Below are 25,806 nucleotides of genomic sequence, written 5' to 3'. Positions count from 1 at the left end.
TCACGGGCTCTCCTCTTGGCGGGCGGCCTCGTCGGCGAGGCGTTGGAAGTAGGCGGCGGCGTCGTCCTGGTAGCGGGCGGGCACACCCGGCAGGGCGATCGCGGCGCGGCCGCGGGACGAGGTGGATTCGGGGTTGAGTGTCTCGGCCTCGCCGGCTTCGGGGAGGTAGCCGCCGCTGGCGCGGGTGGGGTCCATCTCGCCGGTGGCGTCGCGTCCGCTGCGGGCGTTGGCGGGGCTGCCGTCCATGGGCGGACGGGGGCCGATGATCGAGGCGTTGGCGCCTTGGGCCATCCCGCCCGAGGAACCCCCGACCCCACGGCCCTGCTGCATACGCATCTGAGCGGCACGGGACTGAGCACTCGACATCTGCTCCAGCCCTCGGTTGCGGTTGGCCTTGGGCAGACTCATCGGCGGGTCGTAGCCGAAGTCCTGCTGCGCTTGGCCGGGCATGCTCCCCGCATCCGAGAGCAGCGACTCCAGCTTGTCCGCCGCGATCTGCGCCGCGGCGTGCGCCATCGGGGCGTCGCTCGCCTCGGCCCGCTCGCCCGCCCGCTCCATGTCCGGGTACACCTCCAGCTCATCCAGCTTTTCAACCAGCAAGACCGACGTCCCCGACATGTTCGGCAACATCGGCCCGGCCAACTCGGCGCTCTCCCGCAGCATCAACGCCGCGTCCTCCAACTCCTCGCGCAGCTCGAACTCCAGCTCGCCATACGCCATCAGGCGTTCAACCTGCTCTGGCGTCAGCGCATCACGTTCAAAGTGTCGCAGCTCCCCGAGCTTCTTCTCGAGCTCGCGCTGCTGCACGATAACCTCGCGGATCCGCTCGGCGTGGAACAGCATCTCCTCGGCCAACTCCAGACGCAGCAGGTCTTCCTCCAGCTCTTCGATCTGCGCTTGCGTCTCTTCGTCGAACGGCCCCTCTTCCTGCATCATCTGCTGGGCCTGCTCGAGGAACTCTTCAACTTGCGTGGGCGTCACGCCACCCAAAGGCGAGGGCGAGCCGTTCTCGCCTCTCGATTCACCCGCTTCGGCCAACGGTTCGACGGCCTCCTGCATCGCGTCGGCCATCTCGGCTTGCTGCTCCAACTGCTCGGCCAGTTCCTTGAGCTGCTCTTTGAACGGCTCTTCAAATTCGTACACCGACGGCTGCTCCGCCCGCTCCCGCATCTCCTGAGCCAGAGCCCGGGCGTCCTCGGCGTAGTCTTCGAGTTGTTGTTGCAGCTCCTGCATCTGCTGCTGCTCGGTCTCGGACATCGGCGCGCCGGATTCGAGTTTGTCTTTCAACTCCGCCAACTGCTCGACGATCTCGGCCCGGGCTTGTTCGAGTTGATCCATCTGATCCATGAACGCCTGGGCCTCGGCGCGGAGTTGGTCGAGGCCGTATTGCAGGCGGGCCATCTCCTGCCACTCTTCCTGGCTGATGACCTGGATCTCCTGCACCAGCGTCTCGGTCCGTTGTCCGAGATCGTTCGGCGGCCCGCCCAACGCAAACGGCAGCGCGTCGCGGGCCGAGGCGAAGTAGCGCACCGTGTCACCAGGCTTGGCCCCGAGCGCGGCGAGGTCCAACTCGTGCGTGGTCCCGATACGTTTTTCGTAGGGCGGCGTGGCGCTGCGCGTTTCCGCTTTTCCGGACAGCTCGACGGCATCAACCGAACCATCCTCAACGCTGAGATGCAGCTTCAAGGATGCCACGCCCACATCGTCTTTCGCCATGACACGCACCGGCACGGGGTAGCCCTCGACCGCAAAGGCGATGGGTTCGGGGCTGTGGATGCTGACCGTGGGCGGAGCGTCTTCGAGGGCTTCGATGCCGACGGGCAGGTAGGCCGAGGCCTTGCCGTCGACGCCGACGAGTTGGAGCTGCGCGGTGGTGGTGTGGTCGACGATGAAAAGCGTTTCCGCGCTGGTCGCCGGATCGCGCACAGGGAACACCTGCGGCCGAGCCGACGAGCCGAGTTCGAGATGGGCCTCGGCCAGCGGCACGTTGCTCGACACCGCAAGCATCACCGCCGAGCCGGGCAGGGCCTTCACGTGGTTTTCATCCGAGCCGGCCTCGTCGACGTGCAGCCGCAGCGTCGTTGCGCCCCAGCCCGTGTAATCCGGCGGGGTCACGGTGACGTGCAGCGACTCGAACAGCGGGGTGGTGTCGAGCGGGAGGGTGTACGTCTGGCTCCGGCCGTCGGGCGTGTCGATGTAGAACTCGAACGGCTCGTCGATCCGCTCGAAACGCAGACTGAAACGCGTCGGCGGGGCGGGGGGGACGGAAGCGTTCGCGGCTTCGCTCGCGATTGCGGACACCGGCGACTCGCCGTCGCGGTACGAGCGGTGCATCGGCAACGCCTGGCTCTGCCCGTCGTGATCGACGATGACCACGTCCGCTTCCTCGGGCAAGGCGCGACCGCCCCATGCGCGGGACAGGGTGACCTCGATTACGCCCGGCTTGCCGACGTGGATCACGCCGTCGTCGCCGCCGGAGACCACCGCGACCTCGAACTGGAGCGTGGTGTACGCCGGCAGGCCCGCAGTGGGCGAGAGCAGCCGGGGGACCACCGCGTCGAACACCCGCGGCATCGTCAGCCACGCCACAACGCCGACGACCACAGCGATCGCCGCCACCCCCCACGCCCGGCCGAGCGCTTGCCGATCCACGAGCGCCCCGGGCGTCAACGACTGTGCTGCGCTGTCGCCTTGCGTGACCGCGAGCTCACGCAGCGGCTCGCTCGTCGCGGGGTCGAGGGCTTCGGCATCCATCAAATCCAACGCGTTGATCAATTGGCTCGAACCGACTCCGCCGCGCCGCTCCATCGCCACGGCCGTCCGGCGGAGATTCATCTGACTCGCGCGGGCGCTGCGCAGCCCTGTGAACAGCAACGCCACCGCCAAGCCAATCAAGCCGAGGTCGAGCGCGATCAATCCCCAGGCGGGCAGACCCAGCGACGCGTCGAACAACAATGCCGCAAGCCCGGCCGTGATCATCAACGCCACCGCCCAAAGCACAAGCCTTCGCCGTTGCGCCCCGCGCCACCGCCCGGCGGCTCGGCGCAGCAGCGCCGTGAGCGTCGGCGCCGCGACGCGATCCGGCTCCACGTCGGTCGAAAGGGCGTCGGTCAACGTCGGTTTGGGTGAGGCCTGGCTCATCTACAGCAGCCCGCCTTTCTTGCGCAACAGCCACTCCAACCCCACCCAGATCAGGATCGTGGCCATCACCCACCCCCGGTCCCACACATACGCGGGCACCGGCGGAACGACCCGCGCCGCACGCTCCGCTTCCAACACTTGCAGCAACGCGCCCGGTTCGTCGGGGGCCAACGCCAGCCCGCCCGAATCGGCCGCCAGGCTGCGCATCAGCGCGGGGTTGGCCGCGGTGCGGAGCAGCTCGGTGTTGCTGTCGTAGGCGATGAATTTTGTTTCCAACGGCTGGAGCGAATCGTCGCCGCCGATCGGCGTGACGGTGAGCGTGTGCACACCCGGGGTCTGCGGGCGGAAGCCACCGACGCGACGCAGGTCCGCGCCGGTCTGGTCCTGCAGTGACAGCGTGGTCGTCTCGCCCTTGGGGTCGGTGATCGTGGCCTGGACCTCCAGCCCCATGGCGTTGCCGCGCTGCACAACCGTGGCGGTGAGTTCGCCGTCGAGCGCGATGCTGCGTCCGCTTAACCGCAGGGAAAAATCACGCCCGGGTCCGGCGTCAGCCCCGAGCACCAGCCACCGCACCCCGTTGGACCAGAACCCGTCGAACACGCCGGCCAACGCCTCGTACTCCGACGCCGCCAGGCTCCACCGCCACAGCCCCTCGCCCAGCACCCCCAACACCATGCCCCGGCCATACGGCATGCTTACCAGCAGAGCCCCGGCGTCACCCGAACCGTTCGACGACTCGGCCAACACCCGCGTCGCGGGCTTGAGTAACCGGATGTTGGCCGCCGAGCTCAGCGTCGGCAGCTCACGCGCACTCGGCGAGCCTTTCGTCGCCCGCATCAGCCCGGCAAACATCGGGTGCGACCGGCCCGACTCCGTCGGCGTGAGCGCGACGTCGCTGCGCCTTCCCTCCCCCCAACCCACCGGCTCCAGCGGCGCGAGCGCCCGGCCGATCTCCCGACCCACACGAGTCGACGGGTCGTACGCCCGGCCCCGGGCCAACACTACACGCCCCCCGCGCTCGCTGACGTAGCGCGGCAGCGCCTCGGCCGCCTCCACGCTCAGCACGTTCTCCATCCCGCGCCCGAGGATCACCACGTCGTACTCGGAAAAACCGTCGAGGTCCGTCGGGGGAACGGCGGGGCGGTCGACCCGCGTGACGATGCGCTCCTGCCGGTCGCGGTTGATCTGGGTGATCTGCGTCAGCTCGATGCGGTCGTCCTTACGCAGCGACTGCGCGAGGAACTTCGTGTCCCAGAACGGCTGGCCCTCCAGCAGCAGCACACGCATCCGTTCGCCGGTGACTTCGACGAACACCACCTGCGTGTTGTTGCTTGGCTCGGGCTCGCCGGGCAGTTGGTCGACCGACAGCTCGATCATGTGCAACCCGGGCTCGGTGTACTCGACGGGCAACTCAACCCGCAGCTCGGATTGCTCGGGGAGCGTGACCGGGCGGGTCGTTTCCTCTTCGCCTTGGCGGATACGCAGGGTCGCGCTGGCGCCCGAAGCGTTGATGTGGTCGAGCCGGACATCGATCAGGCCCGGCTCGTTGACCATGAGGTAGGGCTGGCGCGGCATCGCGGTCAGCGACACGTCGCGGCTAAGCGTTGGCCCGCCGAGCGTGACCGTGTGCAGCTTCACCCGCCGGGCCTGGGCGAGCTGGGCCGTGGCGGTGGTATCGGCACCACGGTTGTCACGTCCATCGCTGAGCACAACCACCGCGCCGCCGGTCGAGTCGGCGGTGCCCGAGCCCATCGCGTTCATGGTCGAGAGCAAGTCGTAAGTGCTCTCAACCAGGTTCGACTTGCGATGCGTTGCGTCCTGGGCATCGGGCAGCGTTGCGCGGACGCGGTCGCCGAAGCTGTAGACGCGGACGTCGTGCTTTGCTTCGAGCGTGGCGAGGAATTGTGGGTCGAGCCAGCGCTCGAGCGCGAAGCGGTAGCGCGACACCGCGTCCTGCCCGGGTTCGAGGTGCAGGTCTTGCGTTTGCATCGAGCCCGACGCGTCGATGAGCAGGTTCACGGGTGAGCGTGTTTCGTCTTGCTGGCTTTCGGGCAGGTTGCTCGGCCCGAGTAGCAGGACGCCGAGGATTGCGATGCCGACGAGACGCATGACCATACCCACCGCCGCGGTGCGCGTGTTGTCGGTTTCGCTCCGCCGCCACGCCCACACAGCCAACCCCATCGCCCCCGCGACCGCTAGCGCGATCACCACGACGGGGAAGTACGGCCTGAACATCATCGCCAGCACGCTCGCGCATCCGTTCATCGCCGCCACCCCCCGAGCAGGCCCATCTCCAGGCAGAGCATCCCAAGTGCAGCCAAGAGCATCCAGCCCCAGATCCCGGTCCCGCCGGTGTTCAACGCCGCGGATGAATCACCGCCCGAAACCAACGCCGTGTTCCCCGCCCCGCGTTCGCTGAGCACCGAAGCCAGCGCGTCACCCGGCATAGTCCGCAGATCGCTTTCGCGCGGGTCGAGGTTGACCGCGGCCCGGCCGAGGGTTGCCGGGCCCTGACGCCAGGCGTAGAAGCCGGCGTGGTCGGCAAGCGGGAGTGTGGCGATCGGCGTGTCGGTGGCGAGGGTGAAGACCGCGTTGTTGTCGGTTGCGCCGGTGGGCGTCTCGATGCGCGGCGCGGGACCTTGCGGATCAACCTCGGCATCGGCGACGAGTGTGACCGGCCGGCCGGCCAGCGCTTGCCCCGCGCTGTCGGTCGCCGCGGTGAGCTGCTCGGCCAGGCTCTGCATGAGCACGACGAACACCGCGTATTTGCCCAGGTCGCCGCTGTCGCTTGCGGGCGAGAACGTCGCGGCGAGGAGTCGCCCTTCGCCGACGGGGCGCGACGCGAGCGCTGGTTGACCGTTGCGGTAGCGCAGCAATACCCGCGCATCGTCCCGCACAGCCATGGTGCGCCAGCCGCGTCCGACCGCAGCGCGGGCGAGCGCGTCCTGCGTTTCGAGGTCGAACCCGCGCAGCTCGGGGGTCTGCCACTCACCCTCCGCGATGCGTGCCCCGCCGAATCGGCTGACGAGCTGCCACGGCAGCAGCGACGCGTTGAGCACGGGTTTCGATCCGGCGAAGACGAAGCACGCTCCGCCGTTCTGGATGTAGTCCAGCAGGGTCGCCTCGGCGACACGGTCCAGGCCCTCGACATCGCCGACGATGACCAATGCTGCGCGACGCAGCGCGGTGCCGCGCACCGCGGTCGGGGCGAGGTGGGTCACGATGAACCGGTCGCGCGCGTTGTTGTGCGGGGCCAGGGCGCGGGTGGTGTAGTACCCCGCGGTGCCGGGCTCGTCGGGGTTGGCGTCGCCGACGACGACCACCGGGAGCCGACCGGCGCAGGTCACGATTTGCCACACGGTGTTGTCGAGGGCCAGCGCGTCATCGGCGTCGAGCCGGTACGCGATGCGGTGTTGGCCGGGCGTGTCGAAGCGGTGGGTGAAGCCGACGCGTTGCCGCTGGTTGGCCCCGAGGCGGACCCACTGCGACTGGACTTCCTGGCCGTTGACCAGCAGGTCGACGCGCAGCCGTTCTTGCCCGGGTGCGAACCGGGCGACCTCGACGCTGAGCTCGGTCGGCGCGCCGACACCGGGCCGGGCGGGCCGTACTTCGGGCGTGGCCAGGCCGTTGTTGTGCTGCGATTCGGCGGCGGGGTCGTCTCTGAGGGTCTGCACGATCAGCTCGATATCCTCGGGCAGGTCGATGTCGCCGAGTTCTTGCCAGTTGCTGCGCTGCCCATCGGTGAGGACGAGCACGCGCTTGGCCGAGGCGTCGCTTTCGTGGTTGCGCAGCAGCTCGGCGGCGAGCGTCAACGCCCCGGCGAAGTCGGCGTGGTGGTCGGTGGGCTGGGATCCATCCACCGCTTGCTTCAGCGCCGCGAGGTTGCGGGTCATCGTGTCGAACACCGGCGTCGGCGCAGCGTCGGCGAAGATCACGTTGCCCGCGTCAACTCCCGACCGCAGCCCGCCGATCGCACGGTTGGCCTGGCCTCGCAGCAGCGATGCGGCGGTCTGCCCATTGCTTACCAGTTGGCGGGTTGAGGCGCTGGTGTCCAAGACCACGACCACCGCGGCGCTGTCACCGATCGCGCCGCGGTCCGTGGACGACGCGTTCGCCCCACCGAGCCACACTGGCCGGGCAAAGGCCAACACCGCCAGCACCACCGCCGCACAACGCAGGAGCAGCAACAACAGCCGCCGAATCTTGAACACGGAAGACTGGCTCGCCGCCGCGGCCGAAAGCAGGGCCACCGAGGGGAACACGATCCTTCGGCGTGTCCGCCGATTGAGTAGGTGCGCCACGATCGGCAGCGCGACCAGCGCCGCTCCGAGGAGCATCGCGGGCGTGGTCAGCGAGATGATGGCGAGGGTGTTCATGACTGGGTATTCACATCAAACTCGCTCGACTAAACAGGTACTGCCGCAACGTCTCGTGGTACGGCGTCGCGGTGGACACGAGGTTGTAATCCACGCCGCGGGCCATGAGCACGCGCCGCCACTGGTCCACGCGGGCGTGCATTTTGGCCTCGTAATCCGCACGGATGTCTTCGACATTCACCCGCACCTCCCGGCCCGACTCGCTGTCGACGAACACGGCCTCCGACAGATCGGGGAGTTTCAATTCATCAGCGTGGAGCGTGTGGAACACGATCACCTCGTGCCCGCGGTGCAGGAAATGGGAGAGCGCCTTGAGCACGGCGCCCTGGTTTTCTTGGAGGTCGCTGAAGATCAGCAGCATCCCTTTGCGCTTGGCCTGCCGCGCCGCGGCGTGGATCGCGGCGGCGAGGTTGGCGGGGCCTTGGGGGGCGACCGATTCCATGATGCCGACCAGCCGGTGCAGGTGCGGGTAGGTGCCCGCGGCACGGACCGAATGCTGCAGGCCCTGCTGGGCAATGCCGAGCCCGACTTTGTCCTGCTGCTGCGTGACGAGGTAGGCGATGGCGGAGGCCGTTGCGCAGGCGTGGTCGTATTTGGAGGTTGGGGGCTTAGGGGTTTGGGGGCTTGGGAAGAACCGCCGTCGCTTGCGCTTGTCTTGGCCTAAGCCCTCAGCGCCCAAGCCCCCAAGTCCCCGATACCCCATCGACGCAGAACCATCGACCAGCAGGTTCACCGTCATGTCCGACTGGTGCTCGAAGAGCTTGATGAACAGCTTGTCGGATCGGCCGTAGACCTTCCAGTCGATTTCGCCGAGCGGGTCGCCGGGGGAGTAGTCGCGGTAGTCCTGGAACTCCACCGAGTGCCCGCGCTGCGGCGAGGCGTGCTTACCCGCGTAGTGCCCAACGACCGCGCGGCGGGAGGCAAACACCAGGTGACGCAGCGGCGCGAGCTCGGCGGGGTTGAGGTAGCGGGATGGAGTGGCGGTCGATGGCATTCAACGATTTCGGAATTTTGATTTCGGATTTCGGAGCGGACGCAAGCGACGGCGATCAGCGGTGCGGGTTCAGGGCTTCCGAAATCCGAAATCCCCAATCCGAAATCAATTCACGCATAGCTCGGCTCAGAGATCTCGCTCACGATGCGCTCGACGATGTCCCCCGCGGTGATGCCTTCCCCGGCGGCCTGGAAGTTGGGGAGGATGCGGTGGCGCAGGACGTGGGGGGCGGCTTGGCGGATGTGTTCGGCGGTGACGGCGGGTTGGCCGTGCATGAGGGCGAGCGCTTTGCCGATCAGCACCATATGTTGACCGGCCCGGGGCCCGGCGCCCCACTCGACGTATTGCTGAGCGACTTCGCTGGCCGCGGCGCTGTTGGGCCGGGTGGCGCGGGCCAGGGCGACGGCGTAGCTGACGATGTGTTGGCTGGCGGGCAGCCGGCGGACCAGGGCCTGCATCGCGATGAACTGGTCTTTGGTGATGAACCCGCCGGTGGGCATCGGGCTGGCGGCGGTGCGCGGCCCGGCGGTGGTCTCCATCACGATCTGTTCTTCCTGCTCGACGTCGGGGTAGTCGAGGTAGAGGCTGAGCATGAACCGGTCGAGCTGCGCCTCGGGCAGCGGGTAGGTGCCTTCCTGCTCGATGGGGTTCTGCGTGGCGACGACAACGAAGGGCGGCTCGAGCACGTGGCGGTGGCCCATCGAGGTGACCTGGCGCTCCTGCATCGCTTCGAGCAGGGCGGACTGGGTCTTGGGCGGGGTGCGGTTGATTTCGTCGGCGAGGATGATGTTGGCGAAGATCGGCCCGGGGACGAAGTTCATCCCGCGCTTGCCGTCGGCTTGTTCCTGGAGCAACTCCATCCCGATGATGTCGGCGGGCATCATGTCGGGGGTGAACTGGATGCGGTTGAAGTCCCAGGCCAAGACCTCGGCGAGGGTTTTGACCAGCAGCGTCTTGGCCAGGCCCGGCACGCCGACGAGCAGGGCGTGGCCCTCGGCGAAGATCGCGGCGAGCAGGGCGGTGACGATGTCGTCTTGGCCCACGATGACCTTGCCGATCTCGTCCTTGAGCCGGGCGTAGGTGTCGCCGGCTTGCTGGAGGAGCTGGAGGTCGTCGGCGGGGAGCGGGGGGTAGGGCTGGTTCATGGTCGAAGTCCAATGGGTAACAGATCAATGATTGCGCGCTTCGACCCCTCCCCCACCGGGGGAGGTGGCCCGCGTAGCGGGTCGGAGGGGGCGGGTGAGTCCGAAGTGGCTTGCGTTCAGATCATGCACAGGGGCTTTCTGCTTCCCCCACCCCAGCCCTCCCCCGGTGGGGGAGGGGGCAAACCAGGCACCATCAACGAAATGTGAGTCAACATTGTTCATTCGTCGACTTCTTCTGTTTGCTGAGAGCGGTGGGTGCCGTTGAGCAGCTGGACGATGCCGGTGCCGTCGCCGACGCCGCCGTAGGTCAGCCCGCCGTCGGGCACCAGGTGGATGGGCAGCCCGCCGACCAGACCCGCGACGCCCGCCTTGCCCCACGCGTCGACGTTGCGCTCGAGGATCGCGTTGATCTCCGGGTTGTTGAGGTGCATGTCGAGCGGGAGCCGGCCGACCAGGGACCCGGCGAAGGCCTGGGCGGCTTCGGTGGTCTGGGGCCAGCCTTCGCCGTAGACCCAGTCTTCGTAGGCCTGGAGTTTTTCCGGGTCGATGCGGTGGATCGCCAGCGCGATCCGGGCGAGTTCGTGGCTGTGTTTGAAGTTGTCGTTGGGGAACTCGCGCTGGTAGGGGTTGTAGCGCGGGTCCAGCGGCACGGGCACGAGCACCACCGCGAGGTTGTTCATCTGTGAGACGACCTCGTGGGCGTGTCGGCAGTGGGGGCAGTTGTAGTCGAACATCTTCACGACCAGCCAGCCGTCGGGGCGGTCGAGCTGGGACACGTCGCCGACGACCATCTCTTCGCGGAGGTCGAGGGTGAGGCGGTCTTCGAGCAGCGACAGCGTGTGGCCGTCGCGGGTGCCGCCGCCGCTTTCGATGATGATCACCGGGTCGGTGCTGTTGAGCTGGACCGCCGCCAACACCGCGGTGCCCACCATGCCTATGGCGAGGCAGGGCGGCAGCAGCCGCTTGGCGGTGTGGGTCAGCAACACGATCGCCAGCACCAGACCCACCGCGTGGGAGGCGATGCAGTACGGACACATCGCCCGGAGCTCAAACACCTGCACGTAGGTAAACCACAGCCCCGCGCCGATGACCAACACCGCACCGGTGCCGAGCACCAGGCCGCCCAGGCTTTTTTGTTTGAGCAGGGTGACCAGCATCACGAGGTACAGCCCTGCGGCCAACGCGCTGACCGGCAGGCCCAGGAAGTCCGACCACTTGGTCACCAGTACCGCGCCACAGCCCGGCAGGTCCGAGGCCTCCATGCTGTGAGATTCCGCATCGGAGGCGGCGGCCAGTTCCTCGGCGAGGATCTCGGTCGCGACGCCGCAGCCCGGCAACGCGCCGTCCCCGGTCACGGTCTGGAGCGTGATGAACCCGGTGAGGCCGAGCGCGGCGAGCGTCAAAACGACCGCGGCCCACCACGCGCCCGAGCGCTTGGCCGGTGGTTCGGTCGGGTTTTCTTGGGAATCAGGTTGCAAACGTGGGACCCGTGTCAGACATCGATAACAACTAGCCCCGGCCGTCTCGCAGGGCCAAACACCCTTGGTTTATACCCCCGCCAACCCTCGGCGGGAAGCGGCGTATTCCTTGGTTTCCCGCGTCCGGGCATTAGTGGGCCGCATTTCCTAAAATAGACGACCCGAGACGGCAAATGGTTCACGCGAACCAGGCGTCGCACTCGGATAAGGTTTGTCTTTCCCGCAGCATCGGAGCCAACGACATGGCCGGACACAGCAAATGGGCCAACATCCGTCACCGCAAGGGCCGTCAGGACGCCAAGCGTTCGAAGATCTGGTCCAAGTGCAGCCGGGCGATCATCGTCGCGGCGAAGAACGGCGGCGGCGACCCGGCCATGAACCTCACGCTCCGCTACGCCATCGACGAAGCCAAAGCCGCCAACATGCCCAAGGACACGATCCAGAAGGCGATCGACAAGGGCAGCGGCGACGGCGAAGGCGCGAGCTACGAAGAGATCCGCTACGAGGGCTACGGCCCCGCGGGTGTCGCGGTCATGCTCGACCTGCTGACCGACAACCGCAACCGCACCGCCAGCGAAGTCCGCTACCTCTTCGAGAAGTACAACGGCAACCTCGGCGCGACCGGCTGCGTGTCGTACATGTTCGAGCAGAAGGGCGAGATCTTCCTGGAGAAATCCAAGATCGACGAAGAAGCGTTGATGGACTTGGCCTTGGAAGCCGGGGCCGAGGACATCGCCGACGAGGGCGAGGCCTGGCACATCACCACCGCGCCCAGCGACTACACCGCCGTGCGTGATGCGCTCGAGGCCGCGGACCTGGAGATCGACTCGGCCACGCTGGCGATGGTGCCCGACAACCACGTCGCGGTCGAGGGCAACGACGTGCAGAAGGTGCTGACCTTCATCGAGATGATCGAAGACCACGACGACGTGCAGAAGCTGCACCACAACGCCGAGATCGATGACGAGGCGATGGCGGCGCTCGATGGCTGAGACCCTCCAGGGCATCTTGCCGGTGCTGCCGACGCCGTTCGATGCGGACGGCGGGATCGACCTGCCGGCGATGCCGAGGCTGGTGCGGTTTGCGTTGGACGCGGGCGTGCACGGCGTGGTGTTCCCCGGGTTCGCCAGCGAGGTCGAACACCTCACGGCAGACGAACGGCTGGCGCTGCTGAAGAGCGTGGTCGATGCGGTCGGCGGGGCGGTGCCGATCGTGGCAGGGGCGAGCGGGCCGGACGTTGAGTCGGTGGTGGAGCATGGTCGAGCGGCCGCCGAGCTGGGCATCCCGTGGTTGATGATCCAGCCGCCGAAATCAATCGGTTCGGAAGCGGCAGAAGTCGTCCGCTTCATGACGGAAGTCGCCGACGGCTTGACCGATTCGCGTTTCGTGTTGCAGAACGCTCCGGCCCCGCGCGGCTCGGACCTGTCCGCTGCGACGCTGCGCGAACTCGCCGCCGCTGTACCGCAGATCGCCTATATCAAGGAAGAAACGCTGCCCTCGGGCCCGTCGATCTCGGCGCTGCTCGATGAGCCGCCCGTATCGCTGCGCGGGGTGATTGGCGGAGGCGGGGCGCGGTACATCCTCGACGAATACCAGCGCGGGGCCTGCGCCGTGATGCCAGCGCTGGAGTTGGCCGACGAACACGTCGCGCTCGACCGGGCGTGGCGCTCGGGGGATCGGGCGACGGCCCGGAGTATCTATGTGCGTACGCTGCCCCTGCTCGTGCTGCAGGCCGTGTACCGGATGCGACTGACCAAGCACACGCTGGTGCGCCGCGGTGTGTTGGAGCACACGACCGTCCGCGCCCCCACGCCGGAGATGGACGCCGCGGCCGTGGCCGACGTCGATGCGAATCTTGCCGAGCTCGGCCTCGTCCCCGCCGCGCCCGCTTAACCCACCCGGCCCTTCACGCTGTTGAGAGTCCCCATGGTCGACCCCGTCGCGTCCGTCGAAGTCTTCACGCTGACCCGCCAGCCGGACCGCCCGTATCTCGGCAGCGACGAGTTCGACGCGCCGCCCAACGCCCAGGGCTACGTCGTGCGCACCGCGAATCGCACGGTTTACCCGACGTTTCAACGCTCGGTGCTGGTCCGCTGCACCACGCAGCAAGGCCTCGTGGGCTGGGGCGAGACCTACGGCATCGTCGCCCCCGGCGCGGTGGGCGCGATCATCAACGACCTCCTGGCCGGCTTCACCATCGGGCGCGACCCGTCCGATCCCGCAGCGGTCTACGACGACCTCTACGACCTCATGCGTGTGCGCGGCTACAGCGGCGGGTTCTACGTGGATGCGCTGGCGGCGATCGACATCGCGCTGTGGGACATCGCGGCCAAGCAGGCGGGCTGCACGGTGGCGGCGCTCATCAGTGAAACGCACCGCAACACAATCCCCGCCTACGTATCGGGTTTGCCTCGGCGAACGCTGCAGGAGCGCGGCGAGCTGGCGGTCGAATGGCAGGGCAAGGGGTTCGATGCGTTTAAGTTTGCATCGCCCGCGTCGGACCAAGGCGTGGCGACCGAGCTCGAATATCTGCGGGAACTGTTGGGGCCCGATGCGCAGATCGCGTGTGACCTGCAGTGGAACCACACCGCCGAGCATGCGATCGAGTTGATCCGCGCGATGGAGCCCCACGGCCTGTGGTTCGCCGAGGCCCCGGTGCTGACCGAAGACATCGACGGCCTCGCCGCGGTCGCGGAGACGGTGGACGCCCCCGTCGCGGTGGGGGAGGAGTGGCGGACCGACCACGACCTGCGTTTGCGCCTCGGCCGATGCCCCATCGCGATCGTGCAGCCGGAGATGGGCCACACCGGCATCACGAACTTCCTCCGCATCGGCCAGCTCGCGGCAGAACACGACCTGAAGATGCTGCCGCACGCGACGATCGGCGCGGGCGTCTTCCTCGCGGCGAGCCTGCATGCGAGCGCGGCGCTCGATGCCGTGGCCGGCCACGAGTTTCAGCACGCGGTCTTCCGGTCCAACCGCGAGATGATCGACAGCGACATGGCCTGCGACCGCGGCCTCTACCGCTTGCCCACGGGCCCCGGCCTGGGAATCACGCCGTCCAAAGCCGCCTTTGACCTCCTGCAACCGATCTAAATTGATGAATGATTTGTCTAAAATACGAAATAATACTTGTGTTTTTGGATATTCAAGGTTAAGATTAGCCGCTTAAGTACTTGATCTATCGTCTCTTTTCCCCAGGATTCTCTCATGCGTCACCTGCTTGCGGTTCTGTCGGTCGCCCTGCTGGGGCTGGGCTTGGGTGTTTATTTCGCGCCGAACGTGGTGGCCGGCGAGCCGATCGGCCCGGGGACCAAGCCCAACATCATCGTGGTGTATGCCGACGACATCAGTGCCCGCGAGCTGCCGATCTACGGCTCTTCGGTCTGGACCCGGCCCGGGCGTGTGGTGGACGACCACGAGACCAGCGACCCCGCCTTCCTCGCCAAGACGCCGGTGATGGATCAGATGGCCACCGAGGGTGTGTGGATCAAGAACGCGTGGGCGGCGACGGTCTGCGGCCCCAGCCGGGCGATGATGATGACCGGCCGATATGCCCACCAGCACAAGTGGTGGCACAACAAAGACAAGGGAAAGTACGTCAACGCCAAGGGCAAGAAAGAGATTTGGCCGCTCTACGCCAGCTCGCCGCTGGAGATGGGTACGGTCGCGCAGCAATCCGGCTACGCCACCATGTGGGCGGGCAAGACCCAGATGGCCGGCGACATCCGTGAGTTCGGCTTCGACGAGGGGCTGTTCACCCCCGGCGCCGGCCTCGACGGCTACAGCCCGTACACCGACTTCAGCATCCTCACCAAGAAAGTCGACGGCGAGCGCATCCTCATCAACCAGGACACCGGCAAGCCCGGCGGGCTCTACCAGGTCAGCGGCTACTTCTGGCAGCCCGGCGCGACCATGATGAACCACCCCGATGCGCCCGGCGAGATCGTGTGGTGGCCCTACACCGAGCAGCAGAAAGCCGAGTACGGCCTGACGACCTACGCCCCGGATGTCGAGCTCGACTACATCTTCGATTTCATGGAACGCAAAACCGCTGAGAACAAGCCGTTTTTCGTGTACCACACCTCGCACCTCGGCCACGCCCAGTTCGACTGGTTCCACCCCGAGAGCAACATCAAATACCCCGGCACCCCGATCATCGAATGGGACGGCAGCCGGTACACCCGCACCGAACCGAAAATCACCGGCGACAACGGCGTGTACGACACCCACGGCACCGTCACCGAGCCGGGCATGCACTCCCACGTCGAATACCTCGATTACCAGATGTGGCTGTACCGTGAGAAGCTCGAGGAGTTGGGCATCGCCGACAACACCATCGTGATTTTCACCGCCGACAACGGCACGCACGGCTACGGCAAGTCGCGCTGGTTCCGCCAGGTCGGCCCGCACGTGCCGTTCATCATCTACGCCCCGGGCATGACCAAGCAGGGCGAGCAGGATGTGCTGGTGAACATCTCCGACATCCTGCCCACGATCGCCGAGCTCGGCGGGTTCGAGTTTCCCGAGGGCTACGAGATCGACGGCACCAGCCTCGTGCCGTTCCTCTTCACCGATCAGGAAGCCCACCGCGACTGGGTCTACGCCTGGCAGCGCGAGGGCCAGATCCTCCGCGGCGAGCTGGTGCTGATTGACGGCGCGGGCGACTGGTACGACGTCTCGCAAACCCCAGACGACCTGGACGACTTCCCCAAGATCACCGACTGGAGCAAGGTGTCCGAAGCCCACCGGGCCGAGCGTGACGAGTTGCTGGCGATCCTGCCGCGGTTCGATCTGCACGCCACCGAACGCAACGCTCCGAACGCTCAGTAAGGGTTGTTTTCACCACAATAAGTACTTCACTAAGGCGGTTCGGAGTCGACACGCAAGCGGTTTCCGGCCATAGTGTGCGCTTGTCGATACCTCGGCCTGTTCGAGTAGCAGTAGGTATCCGGCCACCTAGTTTCCCGAAGGCCCCGACCGTTATGCCCGAAACCGAAGCCCCGATGTCCCAGTTCGCCCAGAGCCTGTCGCCCGTCGGCCGGATCCTGGAGGACCCCGATTACAACGTCTGGGGCTGCTCGCCGATCTACGGCGACGACGGCCGGGTACACGTCTTCTACGCCCGTTGGAAAAACGTCTACCACCACGAAGGCTGGGTCACCGCCTGCGAGGTCGGCCACGCGGTGTCGAAAGAGCCCAACCAGCCCGGCGGGCCATACGAGATTCTTGAGCCGGCGCTGGTCCCCGCGGGCAACCCCGTGTCCGAAGGCGGGCTGGGCAACGAAGACGCTTGGGACGCCGACTCGATCCACAACCCCACGGTCTACCGTGTCGGCGACAAGTTCGTGCTGTTCTACATGGGCGCGACCTGCAAGCCCGCCGGCTGCGACCGCGACATGCTCGTGGGCATGAGCCGGGAAGAAGTGAAGCCCTACTTCCACCGCACCGTCGGCACCAAACGCGTCGGCATGGCGATGGCCGACAGCCTCGACGGGCCCTGGGAACGCGTCGGCACCGATGGCCAGATCCTCCACGTCGGCGAAGACGGCGCCTGGGACGACTACGTCGTGTCGAACCCCGCCTTCTGCGTCACCCCCGACGGCAAGTTCCGCCTGTACTACAAGGGGTGGAACGGCGGCGACGAACGACGCGGCCACTCCAACCGCAAGTACGGCTACGCCGAGGCCGAGAACCTCACCGGCCCGTACATCAAGCACGAGAACAACCCCGTCATCGACTTCAGTCACATCCACGAAGACATGCAGTGCGAGGACGCCTACATCTGGCACGAAGAGGGCCGGTACCACGCGGTGCTGCGTGACATGGGCTTCTACAACCACGAGTACGGCCTGAAGTTCACCTCCGTCGACGGCGTGAGCTGGGGCGACCCGGAAGTCGCGTTCCTCGATGCGCCGTCCTACTTCGACGAAGCCATGCCCGGCCTCGACCGCGAGGGCCGCTTCGAACGCCCGCAGATGCTGATGAAAAACGGCGTGCCCGACTACCTGTTCTGCGCCTACCGCGGCGGCAAGTACAAGACCTCGTCGGGCGTCGTGCTCAAGGTCAACCGCAACGGCTCGGCCTGAGTTAGTTTATCCCCCATTCAAACTACCGTTTAGCGGGCGGCACGAAGTGCCCCGTGTCAGTGCGTGGATGTTCGGCATACACCCCCCAACACGCGGGACGCTGCGCGTCGCCCGCTAAACGGTGCGCGGATGTGTAATCACTCCGCCGCTTTGAAATCCACCTTCTCCCAGCGGCCGCGGGCCCATGCGGTGCCGTCGCCTTCGGGGATCTTGCCGTTGGTGTGCAGGTTGGACTCGACGCCGATGGTTTGGCCCTGCTTGACCGAGACGCCTTCCCAGACGTGGGTCTGCGGCTTCATGTCGCCGGACTTGTCGACGGCGTCGTTCTGGAGTTCGCCGATCAGCTCACCGTCCACGTACAGGCGGTAGGTGCACTCGCCGTCGTACTCGCCGATGGTGGTGATGACCACGTCGTAGGTGCCATCTGCCCCGGTGAATTCGGCCGTGGCGCGGGCCCATTTGTCGCGGAACTTCACGTTGCCGGCGTTGATCGCCAGGACATCACGCCACTTGTCGATGTAGTACGGCGCCTCGCCGGCCTTGAGATCGGTGAAGTCTTTGATCCCGACGTAGCTCAAGCCGTCACTCTCGGCTTCATTGTTCTCGTGGTCATCCGCCACACTCGGAGCGATGATCAAGCACGCCAACAGGACGAGCGAAACAGCACAGGTTGCGATCCGGACAAGGGACTCGAATGTCATGAGGGGAACTCCGGGAGATGGTACAGATGTCAATACGGGTCGAGAAGCCCAACCATGATAGTTGATTAGGTCGTGGAAGCATCAACCATCACCGCCGCAACCTCCCGGGCGCGATCAAAAGCCTGCCCGTTGGCCTCGAGCAGCGAAGACATGAGCGCCCCGTTGAGCAGCACCATCAACTGACTGGCCAGCCGCGCAGGATCCTCAACACCCGCCTCGGCCGCCCACGCTTCCAGCGTGGCCTCGAACGCCCGCTTGTGCATGACCGACACGGCCGTGACCCCGCTGCGGTGCCCGCGGTCCTCGGCCGCGGCGCCCAGGAAAGTACACCCGGAGAATTTCAGTGGCGCAAGCAGGCGCGACACCACCGCGAACACCTCGATCAATCGCTCGGCGGGTGCGTCGGCCCCGGCGTGGGTCTGCTCAACCACCGCCCGCCGCAGTTCCAGATCGCCCTGAGCCAAGGCGGCCTGGACCAGCTCGGGCTTGGTCGGGAAGTGGTTGTAGAGCGTCTGCTTGGCCACGCCCGCCTCGGCGATGACATCGTCCATGGACGTGGCGTGCACCCCGCGGGCGGTGAACAGCTCCCAGGCGGTATCGAGGATGCGTTGGCGGGCAGAAGACATGTAAATAGAATAGACAAATAAGTCTATTAATTCAAACAAACCCCACTTTTAAATGTAAATTGGGACTTTTTCAATATAATTGAAATAGACTAAACAGTCTATTTGTTCTCCTCTCGTCGCCGGGTACGTCTCGGCAAAACTAAACCCCCTTATATGAGGAGACCCGTCTTGAACCTTTCCCACACACTTTCGTCCGTTACCTCCCGTTTCGCCGCCGGCCTCGCCATGGCGGCCGTTGCGAGCTTCCCCGGCTCACCCGTTATGGCAGAAGAGCCCGACCGACTCGCACCGATCCGAGCGACCCTCGACGCCCACGGCGGGCTCGACACCTGGCAACAGCAGGGCACCCTGACTTACGTCCTCACCGGCTTCCCGTTGTCCGGACCCATGAGCCAGCCCAACACCTCCACCATCGATCTCCGCAGCCGAGCCAACCGGATCGACGGCCAAGGCTTTACCGTCGGCTGGAACGGCGAACAAGCGTGGTCGACCGGCGAGCCCAACAGCTCCGGCCTACCCAGCCGATTCGTGACGCTCGGCTCGTTCTACTTCCTGGGCATGCCCTTCGTCTTCGCCGACCCGGGCACCGTCATCACCGAGCGCGTCGACGTCGAGTTTGAAGGCCAAACCTACCGGAGTGTGGGTGTCGGCTACGAGCAGGGCATCGGCTCGACCGCCGAGGACGACTACGTACTCCTGATCGACCCCGAGTCCGACCGTCTGTTTGCCATCCACCACTCGGTGACCGAGACCGGCGTCGAACGAGTGACCTGGGTGTTCAACGATTGGCAGGAACAGGACGGCCTGTTCGCCCCCGCCCGGCTAACGTTCTACGCCGGCTGGAACCCCGACGACCCGGGCCAAGGCGCGGTGACCGAAGTCAGCGAGCTCGACTTCCGCACGCAACGACCCAACGCCAACATATATCGTGTCCCCGCCGACGCGACGATCGACCAGTTGGCGGAGTAATCCCCGTCGGGTTCTGGCCGACCCACGATCAACCCGCGCCACGAGGCGCGGGTTTTTCGGTGCGCGGCCGCTATGATCGGGCATGGCGATGATCCGCGAAACCGTGCACTACACCGGCCGCGTCCAGGGCGTGGGGTTCCGCTACACCACCGCGAGCCTGGCCAAAGATTTCGAGGTGGCCGGGACGGTGAAGAACCTGCCCGATGGCCGGGTGAAGCTTGTCGCCGAGGGCGACGCCCAGCAGGTGGCGGGGCTGATCGATGCGGTGCAGGAAGCGATGAGCGGTAACATCACCGACGTCGAGTCCAACCGATCGTTGGGCACCGGCGAGTTCGGCACGCCCGGCGACCCCCGCGCGTTCCGGGTGATCCTCTAAAGCATCCGCAAGTGATTCCGGGAGCCCGAGCTCTTTCACCGCCGCCAAGTGGTTCGGTGAGCATGCGGGTGTGTCTGGAATAAACATCGTTGAATAGCTGTGTTAAAGTACTTTACTTAGCTAAAATAAGCTCGCCCACGAGGGAGTGAGGCGTCTTGTCTGGCGGCGGTTCGTGGCCAGCCGCCCCGATCGCCCCGCGATCCCAGAGAGAGCCCCCGCAGACTTTCGGCCGGAGAACTAAGCCATGTGTCGATTCAGCATCTGCCTCTTGCTTAGCCTTGGCTGGTTCGCCCTCGAGACGGAGCGATCGGCGGCGCAGGCGCCCGCCACGGTGACGATCGACCTCGCCGCGCAGCGCTACCTCGGCGAGGAGAGCGCTTTCGACCGCAGCAAGTTCATCAACGTGCACTCGCGCTACAGCGCCGCCGCGGAAGACACGCGGATTCTGGTTGAGCAATACGACGTGGGGTTCGGCCGGTTCTTCTACAGCCCCTTCGCCTCCGATCATGGCAAGCCGCCTTACGCCAACCGCAAACAACTGGCGGGCCCGGGGCGTCAAGCCATCGATAACACCAAGCGGGACGAAGCCTACCGGTTCCGGACCCGCCGGCAGGTCATGACCGAGCACCCCCGGGAGGTCATGGTCAAGGATTTGAGTCCCACTCGTGCTGCGAAGTACGCCGCCGACTACTTCGAGTTGTTCTTCGACGAGCAGACCATGCCGATGTTTTATGAGCCGATGAACGAGCCGTTCGTTCACGCGGGTGATTTCCACAAGGACCAGGAGCGCGTGCGCAAACGCATGGCCCAGGTCTACGGCGCGATCGGCAAGGAATTCGATCGGCGCAAGCTCCCGGTGAAGGTTGTCGGTTACTCGAGCGCTTGGCCGTCGATGGAGTTGTGGGACTTCGGGCATTGGGAGAGCCGGATGAAGATGTTCATGGACACCGCCGGGCGGTACATGGACGGCTTTTCGGTTCACCTCTACGACGGCACCAACGTCACCGGCCAGGACAACCGCCGTTCGGGCAGCAACGCTGATGCCATCCTCGACCTCATCGAAACCTACAGCATGATCAAGTTCGGCGAGGTCAAGCCCCACGCTCTCACCGAGTACGGCGATATCCCCAAAGGCTTCGGCCCCGAGTACAGCGACGCCTCGGCCTCGGCCCACCTCAACAGCATCAACCACCTGATGTTTGGCTTCATCGACCGCCAGGACCGCATCCTCACCTCGATCCCGTTCATCACCACCCGCAGCCCCTGGTTCTACAACAATCCCAGCAACAACTTCCAGCCCTACGGCGTCGACATCTTCCGGCCCGACCCCAGCAAGATCAGCAACGGCAAGGTCCAGGGCTTTCTGAAGACTCCGAAGATCTTTTTCTACGAGCTGTGGAAAGACGTCCGCGGCGACCGCGCCGTCAGCTACGCCGACGACCCGGACATCTACTCGCATGTCTTCGTGGATGGCGATCGGGTCTATGTCTGCCTGAATAACCTGGAAACCCAGCCCCGCGAGGTCCGCCTGGATCATCTCACGCCGCTGCCCGAAGGCACCACCGCCCGCATCCGACGGTTGCATGTGCCCGAGAAACAGGCGGCGAAATACACTGATGAAACCCTCGTTGATCTGGCGACTGAGCTTCGGCTCGAGGCCCACGAGGCGGTCATTCTGATCTATCAAACCCCCGAGAAGATGGAACCCACCAAGACGGTCCGCTCGACGCCGCACTACAGCAACACCCACCTCGAGAAGATCGAAGCCAACAAGCCCATCGTGTTCCGCTTCCGAGACGTCAACGTTGGCGAGGGCCGGGCCACGCTGCGGATGTCGATCAGCCGCAAGCACGACCGCAGCAAAGCCCCCAGGGTTCAGGTCAACGGCCAGGAAGTCACGGTCCCTAACGATTGGCCGGGTTACGACCAGGCCAACCGGGAAGATTATTTCGGGGCCATCCCGATCCCCGTGCCGATGGAACACCTCGAACCCAACACGACCGTGCGGATCGTCTTTCCCGATACCGGCGGCCGGGTCAGCACGCTGGTCCTGACCACCGAAGTCGAGTCTTCTCGTTGAATCCGATGTTGCTTGAGCGATACCGCAATCGCGGCGTCACTCGGCCTTGATGACGATCAGCGTCGTATCGTCGGTGGCGCGGCGGGGGCCGGTGAACTGGCGGACGGTCCAGAGGATGTCGTTGAGCGCATCGTTGGCGGGCTTGTCGGCCACGCTGAGCAGGAGCTCTTCGGTGCGTTGTCGTCCGAAGCGTTCGCCCTGGGCGTTCATCGCGTCAGGCAGGCCGTCGGTGTAGAGCAGCAGCATGTCGCCGGGCTGGAAGTCCCAGACGCCCTTGTCGTAGGCCTGGTCGCGGTCGACCCCGACGATCATGCCGCCGATGTCGAGCGGGATCAGTTCGCCGTTGCGGACGATAAGCGGCGCTTCGTGCCCGGCGTTGCAGTAGGTGAGTCGGCCCGAGTCGCGGTCGAGCGTGCCGTACCACAGCGTGACGAACTCGGACTCGAGCGTGTCGCGGCACATGTGCTTGTTCACCCGCGAGATCACCTCGTCCAGGTCGTAGAGGTCCTGCGCGTAGGCGCGCAGCGACGAGCGGACGCTGGCCATGAGGAGTGATGCCGCGACGCCTTTGCCGACCACGTCGCCCACGCCGATGCCCAGCGAGTGGTCGAGGTTGATGAAGTCGTAGAAGTCGCCCGACAGCTCGAACGACGGCACGTACCGCGCCGCGATGTCGTAGCCGGGCACGTCGGGCATCTTGCGTGGCAGCATCCGGCGCTGCACGTCCGCGGCGAGGTGGAGCTGGCGCAGCATCTTCTGGTTTTCAGAACGTGCCTCGTCGAGGCGGGTGTTCTCGATCGCCGCGGCGAGGAGCTGGGCGATTGCGCGGACCAGGTCGATGTCGAACTGCGTGAACTGACGGACCTCGTCGGTGAAGAGCTGCAGCGTGCCGATGGCCTGGCCCTGGTAGATGATGCCCACGCAGAGCATCGACGCAAGGTTTTCCTCGCGGGCCTGCTCGGGGAAATAGACCCGGGGGTCGGTGGCCATGTCGCGGATATAGATCGTCTCGCCCCGCAGCGCCGCGGCGAGCATCTCGCTGCGGTTGACCAGGAGCTTACCCTTGTTGATGTAGTCGTCCGACAAGCCGGTGTTGGCCCGGCGTTCGAGGATCGGCCCGTCTTCGGTGTCCTTGAGGATGCGGATGACCACGGCCCGGACCTTGACCAGGTCGGCCACGGCGCGGGCGGCGGTGTCGAGGGTCTGCTGCAGGTCTTCGCGTCCGGCGAGCACAGTAGACACGCGGTACAGCACGCTGAGTTCTTCGAGGCGCTGCTGGGCGTGGTACTGCTCGAAGCACAGCCGGGCGATGGCGTTGGCCATGAGGTAGAGGAACTGGATCGCCGCGCCGCGGTTGGTGCCGAAGGCGAGCTCGGCCGAGTCGATCAGCTCCTGCCGCTGCACCTCGTCCAGGTTCAGCGCATCGGCGAGGCCTTCGAGTTCGTGCAGGTCGGGCGCGAGCTCATCGGTCGACGGGCCGGCCGGCTCGATGATGATCGAGCCCAGCGTCTGGCCCTCGACGGTGATGGGCGCCTGGAACTGCTTGGCTCCGGTCTCCGAAACGGTGCCTTCGGTCGCGGGGTCGTCGATGTCGATGAGCTGCTCGAAGACCAGGTCGGACTGGTGGCGTTTGGCGGCGTCGGTGGGCAGGGTCGCGGGCTGGCCGTCGGCGTCGAGGATGGTGGTCGACAGCCGGGTGACCGAGGCGAAGGCGTCCTGGATCTCTTGCAGGGTGCCCAGGTCCACGAAGTCGGTCAGCGACAGCCGCGGGGCCGAGGGCGGCGGCGCGGCGGTGTCACGTTTCGGGGGTGGGGGGGTGGAGTGATCCATGGGGCGGCGGTCCGTGCCTGGGGTGTTTCACAGGATAGTCACGGACGACCCCGGTTGCGCGTGTGCAGGGCAACCTGTGGACAACGTATGGGGTGGCCTTGAGTCCGAGCGTGTGGAGCGAATCGAAGGTTTATTTCGCGGGCGCCTCGGCGGCTTCGCCGGGGTTCTGGTCGAGCCAAATGGTGCGCAGCACCGGCAGCAGCGGGTCGATGGGCGCGGCGTTTTGCGCGATCGCCAAACCCTGACGGACCAACGGCCGCGACTCGATTTGGTAGCCCAGGTAGGCCATCATCAGGCCGGGGTCGATCGCGCCGCTCTGGGTGTTGATCATGCGCTGGAGCTCTTTCTGGAGCCACTCGAGGCGCTCCTGCGGGGGCAGGAGGTTTTGGCCGTAGCGGGTGGCGATGAGCTCGGGGTGGTCTTCGAAAAGCGTGCGGAGGTTGAACGCCGCGGAGCGGACCATGCCCGCGCCGAGTTGGGCGTGGATCAGCCCCGCCAGGCCGAGCGGGTTGTTCGCCGCCTCGATGCGGATCTGGCGGTAGGTGCGTTCGGCATTCAGGAACTGGCCGGCCGCCATCTGCTGCTCGGCCTCGGCGAACAGGTCGTTCACCCGGCCCTCGCGGGCCGCGACGAGCGTTTCGAGGCGGACGTTGTACGACAGGTCGTCCATCAATTCGTTGAGCGCTTCGGTGCCCGCATCGCTTTCGCCGGCGGCCGACTCGGTGTCGTCGCCGCGACGCGCTGCGGTCTGGCTGCGGATGCGGTCCATGGTTGCCTGGAGCGTGCCCTCGGCGGCCTCGACTTCTTCCTGCGTGGGTTCGTCCAGGGCCTTCATCCATTCCGGACGCGGGTCGTAGCCGTCGCTGCTCAGCGAGGCGGCGCGTTCCTCGGCCGACTGCGCGGCCTGCTCGCGGATCTCTTCGAGCAGCTGGGTGTAGGCGTTTTCGGGCTCGGCGTTCTCGTCGGGCACGGGCGTGCTCGAGGTTTCCGGGCCGAAGATCGATTCCTGCAACTGCTTGACGCGTAGCTCGAGCTGCGCGGGGCTGGCGTTGGCCAGGTTCACCGAGAGCTGGCCGAGTTGCAGGCTGGGTTTGACCAGCCCGGTCGAGTCGGCGAAACCGCCGTCGGCCCGGAGCCCGGCCCCGGGGTTGTCCGCCGAGCCCTGGGTGAAGATGTTGTTGCTGTTGACCGGGCTGATGGAGATCAGGTTGTTCTGCGCCTCGTCGCCGATGCCCGGCAGCTGCGTCTCTTCATCCAGGCCCGGCGTGCCCAGGGGCAGCGGCTGGATCGTCGGCTGCTCGGGGAGGTTGGGCAACGCACGTTGGCGCACACCCGCGAGGGGGTCGGCGGTGATCGCCAAAGCCGTGCCGTCCTGGACCTGCAGCACGCCTAGCGTGTTCGTGCCGGGCGTGGTGTCGAACCGACGGTTGTACGTCTGCGTTGAGCTGCGGTCGAGGGTGAGCTCGAGCAGGTTGGTTCCGCTGAACTCACGGTTCACGCGGAACGCGCCGCCGGTCGGCGCGAAGCGCGTGGGCGTGTTGATCTGCCGACTGGTCGGGATGGTGGTGAAGTTGTTGTAGACGACGATGTTGCCGCCGCGGATCGTCCCGGCGTTGGGCAGGTTGGCGATGACCGGGGAGCTGCCGAGGCTGGCCGCGCGGAAGCTGAACAGCTCTTCGCTGCCCAGGTCGTCGAGGAACGCGCCGGGGGCCGAGTAGCCCACGTCGTCCTGGAAGCCGAAGCCGCCGGCGACGTTGCCGGTGATCAGGTCGTTGCGGGCCGAGTAGTCGACCTGGTTCTCGAGGCGGTTGGTCCCGCCCGAGCCGACCTGGTTGTTGGCGTCGAGCGCCCGGCCGCCGCCCTGGTTCGCCCGGGTCTGGGCCGTGGCGGGCACCGCCATCAAACCCGCAACAGCCATCGCGCTCCACACACTGCGGTTCCATCGGGGCATCGGCAACATCGCGGTTCTCCAGCTAACAGCCAAGGTCTTCTCGCGCAGCC

The 25,806-nt window shown here is 66.2% G+C and carries 18 protein-coding genes; 8 read left to right on the top strand and 10 right to left on the bottom strand.

Annotated elements, in window-relative coordinates:
• The 6 genes from HNQ40_RS06835 to HNQ40_RS06810 form a co-directional block, all read right to left on the bottom strand.
• The gene (locus HNQ40_RS06835) at positions 1–3,141 is read right to left on the bottom strand and encodes a hypothetical protein (RefSeq protein WP_184677132.1); all 3,141 of its coding nucleotides are present in this window, start codon (positions 3,139–3,141) and stop codon (positions 1–3) included.
• Positions 3,142–5,406 carry a hypothetical protein gene (locus HNQ40_RS06830; RefSeq protein WP_184677131.1) on the bottom strand — a complete coding sequence of 755 codons (2,265 nt, stop codon included), beginning with the start codon at positions 5,404–5,406 and terminating at the stop codon, positions 3,142–3,144. It abuts the gene before it with no gap.
• Positions 5,403–7,517, bottom strand: coding sequence for a BatA domain-containing protein (locus HNQ40_RS06825; protein ID WP_184677130.1), 2,115 nt, complete (start codon positions 7,515–7,517; stop codon positions 5,403–5,405). The genes HNQ40_RS06830 and HNQ40_RS06825 overlap by 4 nt, the downstream gene beginning before the upstream one ends.
• A gap of 10 nt (positions 7,518–7,527) precedes the next feature.
• On the bottom strand, positions 7,528–8,511 hold the full coding sequence (locus HNQ40_RS06820; RefSeq protein ID WP_184677129.1) for a DUF58 domain-containing protein: 984 nt from the start codon (positions 8,509–8,511) through the stop codon (positions 7,528–7,530).
• Positions 8,512–8,621: 110 nt separating this feature from the next.
• Positions 8,622–9,656, bottom strand: coding sequence for an AAA family ATPase (locus HNQ40_RS06815; protein WP_184677128.1), 1,035 nt, complete (start codon positions 9,654–9,656; stop codon positions 8,622–8,624).
• A 218-nt stretch (positions 9,657–9,874) separates the two neighbouring features.
• Positions 9,875–11,134, bottom strand: coding sequence for a vitamin K epoxide reductase family protein (locus tag HNQ40_RS06810; RefSeq protein WP_184677127.1), 1,260 nt, complete (start codon positions 11,132–11,134; stop codon positions 9,875–9,877).
• A gap of 242 nt (positions 11,135–11,376) precedes the next feature.
• Between HNQ40_RS06810 and HNQ40_RS06805 the strand changes: the two genes are divergently transcribed.
• The 5 genes from HNQ40_RS06805 (at position 11,377) to HNQ40_RS06785 (ending at position 17,223) form a co-directional block, all read left to right on the top strand.
• The gene (locus HNQ40_RS06805; RefSeq protein ID WP_184677126.1) at positions 11,377–12,126 is read left to right on the top strand and encodes a YebC/PmpR family DNA-binding transcriptional regulator; all 750 of its coding nucleotides are present in this window, start codon (positions 11,377–11,379) and stop codon (positions 12,124–12,126) included.
• On the top strand, positions 12,119–13,027 hold the full coding sequence (locus tag HNQ40_RS06800; RefSeq protein WP_184677125.1) for a dihydrodipicolinate synthase family protein: 909 nt from the start codon (positions 12,119–12,121) through the stop codon (positions 13,025–13,027). The genes HNQ40_RS06805 and HNQ40_RS06800 overlap by 8 nt, the downstream gene beginning before the upstream one ends.
• Before the next feature lie 33 nt (positions 13,028–13,060).
• The gene (locus HNQ40_RS06795; RefSeq protein ID WP_184677124.1) at positions 13,061–14,230 is read left to right on the top strand and encodes a mandelate racemase/muconate lactonizing enzyme family protein; all 1,170 of its coding nucleotides are present in this window, start codon (positions 13,061–13,063) and stop codon (positions 14,228–14,230) included.
• 114 nt (positions 14,231–14,344) lie between these two features.
• Complete coding sequence (locus HNQ40_RS06790; RefSeq protein WP_184677123.1) at positions 14,345–15,967, top strand: sulfatase-like hydrolase/transferase; 1,623 nt, start codon at positions 14,345–14,347, stop codon at positions 15,965–15,967.
• Between the two features lie 152 nt (positions 15,968–16,119).
• Complete coding sequence (locus HNQ40_RS06785) at positions 16,120–17,223, top strand: glycoside hydrolase family protein (protein WP_184677122.1); 1,104 nt, start codon at positions 16,120–16,122, stop codon at positions 17,221–17,223.
• 137 nt (positions 17,224–17,360) lie between these two features.
• Here HNQ40_RS06785 and HNQ40_RS06780 read toward each other — a convergent pair whose 3' ends face one another.
• Positions 17,361–17,924: a hypothetical protein gene (locus HNQ40_RS06780; RefSeq protein WP_184677121.1), complete on the bottom strand. Its 564-nt coding sequence runs from the start codon at positions 17,922–17,924 to the stop codon at positions 17,361–17,363.
• Between the two features lie 65 nt (positions 17,925–17,989).
• Positions 17,990–18,550, bottom strand: a complete 561-nt coding sequence (locus tag HNQ40_RS06775) for a TetR/AcrR family transcriptional regulator (protein ID WP_184677120.1) — start codon at positions 18,548–18,550, stop codon at positions 17,990–17,992.
• 168 nt (positions 18,551–18,718) lie between these two features.
• Between HNQ40_RS06775 and HNQ40_RS06770 the strand changes: the two genes are divergently transcribed.
• From HNQ40_RS06770 to HNQ40_RS06760, 3 genes are all read left to right on the top strand, one after another.
• A complete protein-coding gene (locus HNQ40_RS06770; RefSeq protein WP_184677119.1) occupies positions 18,719–19,519 on the top strand; it encodes a hypothetical protein in 801 nt (266 codons plus the stop codon).
• A gap of 82 nt (positions 19,520–19,601) precedes the next feature.
• Positions 19,602–19,895, top strand: a complete 294-nt coding sequence (locus HNQ40_RS06765; RefSeq protein ID WP_221435407.1) for an acylphosphatase — start codon at positions 19,602–19,604, stop codon at positions 19,893–19,895.
• A 244-nt stretch (positions 19,896–20,139) separates the two neighbouring features.
• The gene (locus HNQ40_RS06760; RefSeq protein ID WP_184677118.1) at positions 20,140–21,975 is read left to right on the top strand and encodes a T9SS C-terminal target domain-containing protein; all 1,836 of its coding nucleotides are present in this window, start codon (positions 20,140–20,142) and stop codon (positions 21,973–21,975) included.
• Positions 21,976–22,011: 36 nt separating this feature from the next.
• Here HNQ40_RS06760 and HNQ40_RS06755 read toward each other — a convergent pair whose 3' ends face one another.
• Together HNQ40_RS06755 and HNQ40_RS06750 are read right to left on the bottom strand one after the other, a co-directional pair.
• Complete coding sequence (locus tag HNQ40_RS06755; protein WP_184677117.1) at positions 22,012–23,805, bottom strand: SpoIIE family protein phosphatase; 1,794 nt, start codon at positions 23,803–23,805, stop codon at positions 22,012–22,014.
• A gap of 130 nt (positions 23,806–23,935) precedes the next feature.
• Positions 23,936–25,765 carry a hypothetical protein gene (locus HNQ40_RS06750; protein WP_184677116.1) on the bottom strand — a complete coding sequence of 610 codons (1,830 nt, stop codon included), beginning with the start codon at positions 25,763–25,765 and terminating at the stop codon, positions 23,936–23,938.
• Positions 25,766–25,806: the final 41 nt, after the last annotated feature.

This window comes from Algisphaera agarilytica, assembly GCF_014207595.1.
GTDB lineage: Bacteria > Planctomycetota > Phycisphaerae > Phycisphaerales > Phycisphaeraceae > Algisphaera > Algisphaera agarilytica.
The sequence above is the reverse complement of the archived record's forward strand: the minus strand, read 5'-3'. Positions and strand labels throughout refer to the sequence as shown.